The sequence below is a fragment of the Pandoraea sp. B-6 genome, assembly GCF_000282835.1.
GTDB lineage: Bacteria > Pseudomonadota > Gammaproteobacteria > Burkholderiales > Burkholderiaceae > Pandoraea > Pandoraea cepalis.
Genome location: NZ_KB290501.1, coordinates 3,637 through 15,365 on the forward strand (window position 1 = coordinate 3,637; position 11,729 = coordinate 15,365).

The window sequence follows — 11,729 nt, forward strand, 5'->3', positions numbered from 1 at the left end:
GCCCGCCGAGAAGCGCCGCGCCCTGTTGGCTCAAGCCAGGCGTGACGGCGGCGATTCGCTTGACGTCCTCACACGCTTGCAGCGTTTGCTCGCCGCGCGCGCTGTGAACGGCGCGGGCGATGTGCCGCCTGATGCCGACGATGCCATGGCCGATGCCACCAGCGCGGCGCTCGCCGAGGCCGCGGGGCAGACCGCCGCGCAGGCCGACATACCCGTTGCCACGGTCGGCGTGGCGACGGCCGCGTGGCATGCGCACAATATCGAGGAGATCGAATCCGGCAGCGACGCGGTGCTTGCCTCGCAATCGGTGCGTCTCGCGCTCACCGACGGCGGATCGCTCGCCGCCGCTGCCGGATTGAACGAAGTGCGTGGCGTACAAACCTTGCGCACCGCACCGCCGGTGCGCCGCACGTCACTCATTCCGCGCGCCTGGTCACTCAATCCGCTTGCGCGACTGTGGCGCAAACTGACCGGTCGCGAAGATCCCGATCCGCTCGTGCGCGACGCCCCGGATCCCAAAGGCCGATGGTCGCAAGCGGGCCGGCGCCGTCGCTGGACGCTGCTCGTGCTGATGATCGCGCAGACGGCGCTGGCCACCCATTTCATGGCGTCGGTGCTGCCGTATCACGGGGCCGATCCGCTCGAATTCTCCGTGCTCGTGCTGTTCGTGCTGCTCTTCGGCTGGGTTTCGGCCGGGTTCTGGACGGCGATCTTCGGCTTCTTCGTGCTGCTGTTCGGCGGCGAACGCCACATGATCTCGAAGATGGCCGCGGGCGATGCGCCGATCGCACCGGAGGCGCGCACCGCGCTCGTGATGCCGATATGCAACGAAGACGTCGGCCGCGTGTTCGCCGGGTTGCGTGCGACCTACGAATCGCTGGCCAAGACCGATTCGCTCGAACGCTTCGATTTCTTCATCCTGTCCGATTCGAACGAGGCCGACAATTGCACGGCCGAAGTCGACGCGTGGCAGGCGCTATGCCGCCAGGTGAACGGCTTCGGCCGTATCTTCTATCGTCGCCGTCAGCGTCGCGTGAAGCGCAAGAGCGGCAACCTCGACGACTTTTGCCGCCGCTGGGGCAGTGACTATCGCTACATGCTCGTACTCGACGCCGACAGCGTGATGAGCGGCGAATGTCTGACGAAACTGGTGCGCATGATGGAAGCGCACCCGAGCGCCGGCCTGATTCAGACCGCGCCGCTCGCCGCCGGACGCGAAACGTTTTACGCGCGCCTGCAGCAGTTCGCCGGTCGCGTGTACGGCCCGCTGTTCACGGCCGGCCTGCACTATTGGCAATTGGGCGAATCGCACTACTGGGGCCACAACGCGATCATTCGCATGGCGCCGTTCATGGCGCATTGCGCGCTTGCCCCGCTGCCGGGCAAAGGCGCCATGTCGGGCGCGATTCTCTCGCACGACTTCGTCGAGGCGGCGCTGATGCGACGCGCCGGCTGGGGCGTGTGGATTGCCTACGACCTGCCCGGCAGCTACGAGGAAATGCCGCCGAACCTGCTCGACGAACTCAAGCGCGACCGCCGCTGGTGCCAGGGCAATCTGATGAATTTCCGGCTGTTCCTGGCCGAGGGCATGCACCCGGTGCACCGCGCGGTGTTCGTCACCGGGGCGATGGCCTACGTGTCAGCGCCGTTGTGGTTCATCTTCCTGATCCTCTCGACGTGTCTGCTCGCCAAGCACACGCTGGTCGTGCCCGAATATTTCACGGCGCCGCGACAACTGTTCCCGGTCTGGCCGGAGTGGCATCCCGAGCGCGCGCTCGCATTGTTCTCGGCGACGGCCACGCTGCTCTTCCTGCCGAAGATCCTCGCCGTGGTGCTGATCTGGGTAAAGGGCGCGAAACGTTTCGGCGGGGCATTCGCGGTGACGGTGAGCATGTTCATCGAACTCGTGTTCTCGGCCGTGCTCGCCCCGGTGCGCATGCTGTTCCATACACAGTTCGTGCTGGCGGCGCTTACCGGCATTGCGATTCAATGGAAGTCGCCGCCGCGTGAAGACGCCGAGACGCACTGGGGCGAAGCGATTCGCCGCCACGGCCTGCATACCCTGATCGGGCTGGGGTGGGGGGGCATCGTCTACTGGCTCAACCCGGACTTCATTTGGTGGCTGATGCCCATAGTCGGATCGATGGCGATCTCGATTCCCGTGTCGGTGTTCTCCAGCCGGGTGTCGCTGGGGCGCGCGCTCAAGCGTGCGCGGCTGTTCCTGATTCCGGAAGAGTCATGGCCGCCCAAGGAGCTGCGCATGACGGAAAAATACACGGAGGACGCGCGCCAGCATGTCACCTTTGTCGACGCCGTCGTCGACCCGATGGCCAACGCCCTCGTGGCCGCGAGCGTGGTGCCGACCCTTGACGACACGAAGCGCGACGCCCGGCGTGCCGGCCGTGTCGAGACCGCGTTGCTCAAGGGACCGGCGAAGCTGACGAACACGCAGAAGTGGGAGTTGCTCAACGACCCGCGCGCGCTCGCAGCACTCCATCTGCTCGTGTGGACGGACCCGCGTGCGCATCGCGATTGGCGCGACGCGCGCACCGATGGGCTATCGCAGGGCTTTCTCGCGTCGGCCTGACCGGCAGACAGGCAGAGGCTGGCGGCAAGGAAAAAACGGCAAGGCATCGCGCCTTGCCGTTTTTTTCGTTTGCGGTACTCGCCCGTCGGGAGAGACGGGCCGCAGTACTGAACTATCGCGAGGGCAGGAAGTCGCGGGGGTTGAACGGCGTGCCCTTCTGGCGCACCTCGAAGTGCAACTTGACCGTGCCATGCGAGTCGGTGTCGCCCATCTCGGCGATCTTTTGGCCCTTGCTGACCGACGCCCCTTCCTTGACCAGAATGGCGCGGTTGTGCGCGTAGGCGGTGAGGTACCCGTTTTCGTGCTGCACCATCACCAGGTTGCCGTATCCGCGCAACCCGCTGCCTGCATAAACCACCTTGCCGGCGGCTGCCGCATAGATCGGGTCGCCCGCTTTGCCGCCGATATCGACGCCCTTGTTGCTGCTGCCATTGAAGTTTGCCAGCACCGGGCCATTGGCGGGCCAGACCATCGGAATCCGGTTGGTCGCCGTGCGTGGGGCAGCGGGCGCGGGAGCCGGCTTCGGGGTTGGGCGGGCTTGCGGCGCGGGTCTGGCGGCGCCGGACGCGGCGGCCGCCGCACCGGCCGGCGGCACGACACGCAGCACCTGACCGACTTCAATCTTGTCGGGATCGGTCAGGCCGTTCCAGCGCACCAGATCGGCGGCACTGGTATTGTTGGCGCGCGCGATGCCATAGAGGGTGTCGCCGGACTGCACGCGATAGCTTCCGGCGGGCACCGGGCCATAGGTCGGTGACCCGGCGCAGGCGGCGAGCGTCAGGCAAATGGCCAGACTGAGCGCGTGCGTGCGGCAACGGGACACCCAAGCCGGTTGGCTTGGCGTACGAGCGTCAGACGGCGACGGCGAGGGGCGCATGAGGCGAGTAGACTCCATCCGTAGGCGGGTATGGGGGTTGAGTGGCGCGGGCGCGGGAAAAAACGCCCATTGTACGGGCAGCAACCCTGGCTCGAACACCCGAAGCCCGCCCAAATCTCCCGCGAGGGCGAGAAATTGTTACGAGATTTGCAGGCCTTACCCTGTTGACAAACGACGCGTCTACACGTATAAAACCAACTGCAGATTGTCAAGCCGCGAAGTTGTTGTCAGACGTAGTTTTCCTGCTTCTCGCTGGTTTCTAGTCCTTCATTTTCCCTTGATTGTCAGCGCTCACGGGGTTATTTCGACCTCAAGCTATTGTTTTATTAGGAAAAAATATGGAAACCGGTATTGTTAAGTGGTTCAACGACGCAAAGGGCTTCGGCTTCATTACCCCGGACGCCGGCGGTGAAGACCTGTTCGCTCACTTCTCGGAAGTGAAGGTTGACGGCTTCAAGTCGCTGCAAGAAAACCAACGCGTGTCGTTCGAAGTCAAGACTGGCCCGAAGGGCAAGCAAGCTGCGAACATCAAGCCCATCTAATTGGCTTGAACGCATTCCCGTGATGCCGCGCCAGCCTTAGGCGAGGCGGCGTCCCGAGATCAGCAGGCCCGATGACGAAAGTCATCGGGCCTGTTTGTTTTTTGGCGTCTTTTTCGATTCGCATGGGACGTGCACGCGGACGATGCGACTGTCGCGGTTCGACGCTACAATGCCTGATCGAATTCGCGTGAGCCCTCGCGTGAGCCCTTTTCCGAGGCAATCATGAGCTTGCAAACATGGTGGCTGTATGTCGTCACCGTTTTTTTCGTCTCGGCGACGCCGGGACCGAACATGTTGCTCGTCATGACGCATGGCGCGCGTCACGGGCTGCGTCCGTCGCTCGGCACGATGGCCGGCTGCATGACGGCACTCATCGCCATGATGTCGGTTTCCGCGGCCGGACTGGGCGCCGTGCTCCGCGCGTGGCCGATGTTGTTTGACACGCTGCGCTACGTCGGTGCGGCATATCTCGTCTATCTCGGCTACAAGAGCTGGCGCTCACCCGTGGACGCGAATGCCGCGGCGCCGTCCGACGTGCCCGCCACGGCCGTGGATTCGAGCTTCGGCAAACTCTTCAAGTCGGGCTTCCTGGTCGCGGGCAGCAACCCGAAGGCCATTCTCTTCGCCGCGGCGTTCCTGCCGCAGTTCATCGACCCAACTGCCGCCAAACTCCCGCAGTTCTCGATTCTGCTCGGCACGTTCGCGGTGATCGAGGTGAGCTGGTATCTGGTCTACGCCACCGGCGGGCTACGCATCGCGCCGTACTTGCGCGAAGCGCGTGTGCTCAAGGCATTCAATCGCATCAGCGGCGGCGTGTTCATGGGTTTCGGCGCGTTGATGGCCGCGGTACATCGCTGATCCGACGGTAGCGTGCGGCAAAGGTCCGAGGGCGCGTCCGGGGTGTGGCGCGCGACACGGGACACCGCAAGTTTGTGGGCCGGAGCCCTCAATATTCCGGGCCAGCGACCGTTAACGTTTTTGACCAGATACATGAGACGGTGCGCCAGCGCCGACAGACACGCATTCGCACAGTGACGTCGTGAGGCGTCACGGGTTGCCGAGACTTTAATACGTACGGCTTGCGCCGCCCGGCGTGGTCCGTCACGGGGACAATTAGAAGATCAGGTATGGAAATGACAGAACCGCAGGTGACACCGGCGCCCACGGACAACGAAACGCAACTGCATGATTCGTATCGCATCAGCAATCCGCTGGAAATTGGCGGCGTGCTGCGCCATCTGGCGACCCGTGGCGATTTCATGACGGTGTACTTCGCGAACGGGCAGCGGCAACTGGTCACGCGCCTGCTCAAGGTCGAGCCGCAAGTGCGCGGCTTTTATTTCGACTGGGGCGGTGTGGAGGCGGAGAACCGGGCGCTGCTTGCCAACAAGCGCGCGCTGTTCGTTGGCGTGCCCGAAGGCATTCAGGTGCATTTCCCCATTGGCGATGTCGAGGAGCGCGAGTTCGAAGGGTATCCCGCCTTCTACGCCTCGTATCCGGAAACGCTCGTGCGTTTGCAGCGCCGCGATTACTTTCGCGTGAAAACGCCGATCCTTGATCCATACCCGTGCACGGTCAAATTCCCCGACGACACGCCGATGCGCCTGTCGGTGTTCGACCTGTCACTCGGTGGCGTTGGCTTGCGCACGAAGGCCGATGCGGCGGCCGAAATTCCGAAGGGCTCGATGCTCATGCACGTCGAGATCGAATTGCGCGACTACGGCACCGTCCAGGTGGACCTGGAAGTCTGTGCCATTCGCACGGTGCCGTTGGCGAAGGACGTCGAGTATCACATCGGCTGCCGCTTTATCGCGCTCTCGCGTACCGCCGAGTCGCGCCTGCAAAAGCTCATCACGCAGCTCGAACTCAATCGCAAGGCATTCGCGCGCGGCTAAGCGTTCGGTGTAATGCGATCCAACCGGCGCGTGCCTCTGCGGCGCCGGTTCGGTTCGCCGAGCGCCGCTGCGGGCGCGTCAATCGTCGCGTTGCCGGGTGACAGCGTGGGGCGGTTCGCCACGGGCTTCTCGTACCCCGTCGGGATAGATGCGTACCAGCACGATACGCGGCCCCTGCATCTTCTTCACGACAACGGAGAAGCCTTCGAAGTCGACCTTCTGGCCCTCGTGCGGCAAGTAGCCCAGCACGTCCATGATCAGGCCACCCACCGATTCCGCGTGCTCGCTCGGGATCTCGATGCCCAGCGAGCGTTCCAGCGTCAGGATGGGTAAGCTGCCCCGGCCGATAAGCGTGCCATCTTCCATGTGGGTCCAGTCGTCTTCCGTCTGGCGGAATTCGTCGCGGATCTTGCCGACAAGCGCCGAGAGCAGGTTGTCGAGCGTCAGGAAACCGATAGGCTTTTGGTCCGGCCATCCCACGATCGCGAAGTGGGGTGCGCCCCGGCGAAATCGGCGGAACAGCTCACGCGCCGGCATGTCGGGTTTCACGCGCTCCACGGGCCGCGCCATACTGCCCAGATCCTCGATCGATTGACCATGATGCTCCGCGAGGAACAGATCTTTCAGGTGCACCACGCCGAGCACGGTTTCGCCATCGTTGTCGAAGAATGGGTAGCGGCTGTAGCGGTGACGATAGGCCGTATCCATGTTCTGCGCGAACGTTGCATTGCGCCGGAAGCTGGCCACTTCGCTCATCGGATGCATGAGATCGGAGACGGTCAGATCGCTGAAGTCGATGGCGTAGGCGACCACATTCCAGTCGTCGCGCGACAGTTTCTCGCTCGATGCCCCCCGGCGCATGATCAGCTTGATTTCGTCGGCCGAGTAATGGGCATCGGTGCCGTGCGACGGATCGAGACCTGTCCAACGCAGCAAGCGGTTGGCGCTGTGGTTGAGAATCCAGATCGCCGGATACATCAGCCAGTAAAAGCCATAGAGCGGGGCGGCTGTCCAGACGGAGACGATTTCCGGCATGCGCAGGGCCATCGACTTCGGCGCGAGTTCGCCCACGACAATGTGCAGGTACGAAATCGTGAAGAATGCGATGAAGAAGGCGAGCGCATGAATCAGCTCCGCCGAGTTGACCCCCAGCGCGGCGAACAGCGGCGTGAGAATGCGCGCAAACGCGGGCTCACCGATCCAGCCCAGACCGAGCGAGGCGAGGGTGATGCCGAGCTGGCACGCGGAAAGGTAGGTATCGAGCTGGCTGTGAACCTTGGCCAGGATACGGCCGCGCCAACCGCGTTGGCGGGCGATGACATGAACGCGCGTCTGGCGCAGTTTGACGAGGCCAAATTCCGCCGCCACGAAGAAGCCGTTGAGCAACACCAGCAGTATCGCAGCGACGATCAGTAAAAAGTTTTCCAAAATATATGAAATGGGACATCAGGCCCGTCAGTATAAGTGACATTCGCCCGCGGAAATCAATTGCCGTGACGTTCCGGTGTGTTGTCGGTCAATTGCGTGGGATTCAAGGGGCTTTCGCGGTGGATGTCGGCAAGGCTGCGCGACTCAACGGCGGTCGATGGCCCGCCAGCCGGGCATGGCAAAGGCGTCGACGAGAAAGTCGATGAGGGCGCGGACCTTTGCGCTCAGGTACTTGCGCGAAGGATAGACGACGTAGACACCCATCTCGCCCTGCGTGTATTCGGGCAGGAATTCGACGAGCCGGCCGTCGCGCAAGGCGTCTTGCACGAGAAACGCCGGTTGCAGGATGATGCCCGCCCCGGCAACGGCGGCGGCCAGGCAGGTATCGCCGTTGTCGGCGATCAGCCGCGCGCGCGTGCGCACGGAAACCGGGCCGTCAGGGCCGTCGAAGCGCCATTCGCGCCGATGCGAGAAGTAGCTGTAGCCGACGGTCTCATGATGGGCCAGTTCGCTGGGATGCGGTGGCGTGCCATGCTGCGCGAGGTAGCCGGGCGAGGCGCACAGCACCAGCCGGGTACCCGCGAGCCGCCGATGCACCAGCGACGAATCGGGCAGGCGCGTGATCCGAATGGCCAGATCGTAGCCTTCGTCAACGATATCGACGAGGCGATCGCTCAGCGTGATATCGAGCGAGACTTGCGAATGTCGCGAGAGAAACGTGGGCCAGAGCGGCGCGAGATGCAGCACACCGAAGGTGTGCGGGGCGTTGATGCGCAGCGGCCCGGCCGGCAGACCGTCCTGCTCGCCCGCCATGGCATCGGCCTCGTCGAGTTCGGTGAGGATCTGACGGCAGCGCTCGACGTAACGCTGGCCCGGCTCGGTGAGCGACAGGCGTCGCGTGGTGCGTTGGAGCAAACGCGTGCCCAGACGCGCCTCGAGATCGGCCACGTAACGCGAGATGGCCGTCTTGGAGATGCCCAACGTTGCGGCGGCCTTCACGAAGCTGCCCGACTCGACCACGGCAATGAAGCTCTCGATCTCGCGAAGTTTGTTCATGCCGGGGCGGGGCTCCTCAGGAATGCGCACCGCGATGCGCGATCAGGCCGGTGGCCGGACAGGCGACGGCGCCGACGATGCCGCGACGGACAGGCCTGTCGCGACACCCCCGGTGCCGATGTCGTTATTGTGCCAGCGCGCTCACTTCGGCGAGCGACGGGGCGGCGTTGCCGAACGCGAACGCGTCCATGCGCAGCGCGCCGTAGGTGGCGCCGGTGTCGAAGTGCGTCTGACGGGCGGCATTGTCGGCTGCGCCCAGGGCAATATAGAGCGGTAGCAGATGCTCATCGGTCGGATGAGCGCGCTCGGCGTACGGTGCGCGGGCGCGATAGTCGAACAGGGCATCAAGGTCCATCGCCGCGAGATGCTCGGTGAACCAGGTGACGAATTCGGCCAGGTAGGGCGCGTCGGCACGGTCCTCCGACGGGGCGCGGAACACCTCGTGCAGGTTGTGGGTGAAGCTGCCCGACGCGAGGATGAGCGTGCCGTCCTGCGCGAGCGGCGCCAAGTGCTGTCCGAGCCGATATTGCTGCTCGGGACGTTCGTGCCGTTGCAGCGACAACTGGGTGACCGGGACATCCGCATCCGGGTAGAGGTAGCGCAGCGGCACCCAGGCGCCGTGATCGAGACCCCACTGGTCGTCGGTCGTCGCGGGCAGACCCGCGTCGCGCAGCATTTGCACCGTGCGCTCGGCGAGCGCGGGCGCTCCCGCGGCCGGGTACTCCAGTGCGTAAAGCTCGCGCGGGAAGCCGCCGAAATCGTGGATCGTGCGTTGTTGCGCCAGACTGCCCACGCGCAGGGCCGGCGTCGACCAATGCGGCGAAATCACGAGGATCTCGCGCGGACGCGGCACCGCACGCCCCAACGCCGTCAACAGTGGGCCGGTACGGCCCGGATCGACCGCGAGCAACGGCGAGCCGTGGGAGACGAAGAGGGTAGGAAGGGCAGACATGGCAATGACTCCAGCAAAAGAACGCTAACGAGAACCTGACGAGGCTATCAGGCGGTGCGAGCGCGGCGTACCGCGCAAGCGCCGTCCCCGAGCAGGGCCAGAACCAGCAGCGCCACCAGCCAGAACGCGGGGAATTCCCAGCCGCCGCCCTTGTTGGTGAACATCCAGCCGTTGTGGCCGTGCACCGATACGATGGTGCCGAGCATCAACGCCGCCAGCGGCAGCGCCGCCCAGCGCGCATAGAAGCCCGTGATCAGCATCAGGCCGCCGATCAGTTCCAGCGCCATCGTGACATACGCGACGAACGGCGGCAGGCCCAGCGAGCCCATGAATCCGACAAATCCGGGCACGGTAAATACGAACACCTTGAGCGACAGATGGGCGAGGAAGAGGATACCCAGCGATACGCGCAGCAACAGTGCGGCGTAGGGGGCGGTTTTGTTGTCGATCATGACAGGCTCCGGCAAAGGAATCGAAGTAAGGGTCGGCTCAGCCATCAATGCGATGACTGACTTGGCTTCGATTTTAGGGAGTGCCATCGTTTAGATAAACGGGCATATTGGGGATTGATTGTCCCTTGCATGGGGACAATCAATCGTTGCCGCGGAGGTGAATCGGGATGATCGCGCCGGCGCTCAGGCCGACGCGATCATCCGGTCGAGCAGTTCGATCCAGTGTTGAACCGGCGCGTGATCGCGCGCGTGCTCGCCCTTGGCGGTCGCCTGCAAATGACAGATGCAGCCGACGTTGGCGGAGACGACCAGTTCGGGCTCGAGGGCGTCGAGCGCCTTCCACTTCGCGTCGCGCAGTTGATGCGACAACGTTGGCTGCGTGACCGAATAGGTGCCCGCGGAGCCACAGCAGATATGGCTGTCCTGCGGCAGCATGACGCTCACGCCAACCCCGGCGAGCACCTTCTCCACCACGCCCTTGAGTTGCTGGCCGTGTTGCAGCGTGCAGGGGGGATGGTAGGCAATCTTGCCGGTTTTGCGGCTCGGCACGCGCTGTTGCAGGGCTTCCAGGTTATCGAGCAGCACTTCCGACAAATCTCGTGCGAGTTCCGAGACGCGTTGCGCCTTGCCTGCGTATTGCGGATCGTGACGCAGCAGATGGCCGTACTCCTTGACCGTCGCGCCGCAGCCCGACGCGTTGATCACGATGGCTTGCACACCCGCTTCGATCTCGGGCCACCAGGCATCGATGTTGCGGCGCGCATCGTCGAGACCGTCGTCCTGATAGTTCAGATGCAGGCGGATCGCGCCGCAGCAACCGGCGGCCGCCGGACGCACCATTTCGATCTCGAGTGCGTCGAGCACGCGGGCGGTGGCCTTGTTGACGTTCGGCAGCATGGCGGGCTGCACGCAGCCTTCGAGCATCAGCATGCGACGGGTGTGCGTGCCCTGCGGCCAACTGCCCGAGCGCTGGCGATGCGGCACCTTCTCGCGCAGCGAGCGCGGCAGCAGTGACCGGAACTGCTGGCCCAGGCGAAGGGCAGGCGAGAACAGCGTACGATTGGGCAGCACGCGGGCGAGCGTCCAGCGCAGCGCGCGCTCACCGGCGGGGCGACAGACCTTGGCGTCGACATGACGGCGGCCGATGTCCACGAGCCGGCCGTATTGCACCCCCGACGGGCAGGTTGACTCACAACTGCGGCAAGTCAGGCACCGATCCAGGTGGCGCTGCGTTTCACGCGTCACGGGCTGGCCCTCGACCATCTGCTTGATGAGATAGATGCGCCCGCGCGGGCCGTCGAGTTCGTCGCCCAGTAATTGGTAGGTCGGGCACGTGGCGGTGCAAAAGCCACAATGCACGCATTTGCGGAGAATGGCTTCGGCTTCGTCGCCGTCTGGCGTTTGACGGAGAAAGTCTGCGAGGTTCGTTTGCATCGTCGTCTTTAGCGGTACAGCCGATGGCGGTTGAAGATGCGGCTCGGGTCGAACGTGTGCTGCAAACGCTTGCCGATAGCGTGCAGCGCGGCCGATGGCGGGGTAAATACGCCAGCCGACTTGTCGCCGTGGCGAAACAGCGTAGCATGCCCGCCCACCGCTGCGGCAATCGCGCGCACATCGGCGGCGGCGCGCGGTGTGATCCACCAGCGTTGCGCGCCCCCCCATTCGATCAGGTGCTCGTCGCCGTGGGCGAGTGGCGGCGTGGTCGAGGGCACCGACAGACGCCAAAGCGGTTGGCCGTCTCCCTTGATCGGCGCGCTCGCGAAGAACGGGTGCGTCTGCTCGCGCAGGGTCTGCCAGAACGCATGCGCTTCGAGGGCATCGACAGGTTCGCCACCCATCGTGGCGCGCGCTGCGGCGATGGCCGCCGCGGCACCGCCAAGGCGCACGCGCAGCACGCCGTCGTGCCACGCCGAACCCATCAGGGGCAGCGGCTGAGCGGC

Annotated in this window: 10 protein-coding genes and 1 pseudogene; 4 read left to right on the top strand and 7 right to left on the bottom strand. The window is 64.5% G+C overall.

Annotated features, from left to right (window positions below):
• Positions 1-145 precede the first annotated feature (145 nt).
• On the top strand, positions 146-2,587 hold the full coding sequence (mdoH, locus tag A985_RS24405; protein WP_083902210.1) for a glucans biosynthesis glucosyltransferase MdoH: 2,442 nt from the start codon (positions 146-148) through the stop codon (positions 2,585-2,587).
• A gap of 112 nt (positions 2,588-2,699) precedes the next feature.
• Here mdoH and A985_RS0105855 read toward each other — a convergent pair whose 3' ends face one another.
• Positions 2,700-3,464, bottom strand: a complete 765-nt coding sequence (locus A985_RS0105855; protein WP_017232469.1) for a peptidoglycan DD-metalloendopeptidase family protein — start codon at positions 3,462-3,464, stop codon at positions 2,700-2,702.
• A gap of 338 nt (positions 3,465-3,802) precedes the next feature.
• On the opposite strand from A985_RS0105855, the gene A985_RS0105860 reads away from it, so the two are divergent.
• The 3 genes from A985_RS0105860 to A985_RS0105870 all read left to right on the top strand — a co-directional run bounded on the left by A985_RS0105860 (position 3,803) and on the right by A985_RS0105870 (position 5,901).
• On the top strand, positions 3,803-4,006 hold the full coding sequence (locus A985_RS0105860; RefSeq protein WP_010805153.1) for a cold-shock protein: 204 nt from the start codon (positions 3,803-3,805) through the stop codon (positions 4,004-4,006).
• A 222-nt stretch (positions 4,007-4,228) separates the two neighbouring features.
• Complete coding sequence (locus A985_RS0105865) at positions 4,229-4,864, top strand: LysE family translocator (RefSeq protein ID WP_017232470.1); 636 nt, start codon at positions 4,229-4,231, stop codon at positions 4,862-4,864.
• Positions 4,865-5,133: 269 nt separating this feature from the next.
• A complete protein-coding gene (locus A985_RS0105870) occupies positions 5,134-5,901 on the top strand; it encodes a flagellar brake protein (protein WP_017232471.1) in 768 nt (255 codons plus the stop codon).
• A 78-nt stretch (positions 5,902-5,979) separates the two neighbouring features.
• Here the strand turns inward: A985_RS0105870 and A985_RS24410 are convergent, their stop codons facing one another.
• The 6 genes and pseudogenes from A985_RS24410 to glcE form a co-directional block, all read right to left on the bottom strand.
• Positions 5,980-7,329, bottom strand: coding sequence for a hemolysin family protein (locus A985_RS24410; protein ID WP_085982673.1), 1,350 nt, complete (start codon positions 7,327-7,329; stop codon positions 5,980-5,982).
• 144 nt (positions 7,330-7,473) lie between these two features.
• Entirely contained in the window at positions 7,474-8,385 is a 912-nt protein-coding gene (locus A985_RS0105880) for a LysR family transcriptional regulator (protein ID WP_017232473.1), read from the bottom strand.
• A gap of 124 nt (positions 8,386-8,509) precedes the next feature.
• Entirely contained in the window at positions 8,510-9,337 is an 828-nt protein-coding gene (locus A985_RS0105885; RefSeq protein WP_017232474.1) for a dioxygenase, read from the bottom strand.
• 47 nt (positions 9,338-9,384) lie between these two features.
• Entirely contained in the window at positions 9,385-9,789 is a 405-nt protein-coding gene (locus tag A985_RS0105890; protein WP_017232475.1) for a DoxX family protein, read from the bottom strand.
• 183 nt (positions 9,790-9,972) lie between these two features.
• Positions 9,973-11,223, bottom strand: coding sequence for a glycolate oxidase subunit GlcF (gene glcF, locus A985_RS0105895; protein WP_017232476.1), 1,251 nt, complete (start codon positions 11,221-11,223; stop codon positions 9,973-9,975).
• Positions 11,224-11,231: 8 nt separating this feature from the next.
• Positions 11,232-11,729, bottom strand: a pseudogene (gene glcE / locus A985_RS24415) (glycolate oxidase subunit GlcE); the annotation flags it as partial.

Coding starts and splice junctions, on each gene's coding strand:
- A985_RS0105870 (WP_017232471.1), top strand. CDS start 5,134: ATGGAAATGACAGAACCGCAGGTGACACCGGCGCCCACGGACAACGAA.
- A985_RS0105860 (WP_010805153.1), top strand. CDS start 3,803: ATGGAAACCGGTATTGTTAAGTGGTTCAACGACGCAAAGGGCTTCGGC.
- A985_RS0105885 (WP_017232474.1), bottom strand. CDS start 9,337: ATGTCTGCCCTTCCTACCCTCTTCGTCTCCCACGGCTCGCCGTTGCTC.
- A985_RS0105880 (WP_017232473.1), bottom strand. CDS start 8,385: ATGAACAAACTTCGCGAGATCGAGAGCTTCATTGCCGTGGTCGAGTCG.
- mdoH (WP_083902210.1), top strand. CDS start 146: ATGGCCGATGCCACCAGCGCGGCGCTCGCCGAGGCCGCGGGGCAGACC.
- A985_RS0105890 (WP_017232475.1), bottom strand. CDS start 9,789: ATGATCGACAACAAAACCGCCCCCTACGCCGCACTGTTGCTGCGCGTA.
- A985_RS0105855 (WP_017232469.1), bottom strand. CDS start 3,464: ATGCGCCCCTCGCCGTCGCCGTCTGACGCTCGTACGCCAAGCCAACCG.
- glcF (WP_017232476.1), bottom strand. CDS start 11,223: ATGCAAACGAACCTCGCAGACTTTCTCCGTCAAACGCCAGACGGCGAC.
- A985_RS0105865 (WP_017232470.1), top strand. CDS start 4,229: ATGAGCTTGCAAACATGGTGGCTGTATGTCGTCACCGTTTTTTTCGTC.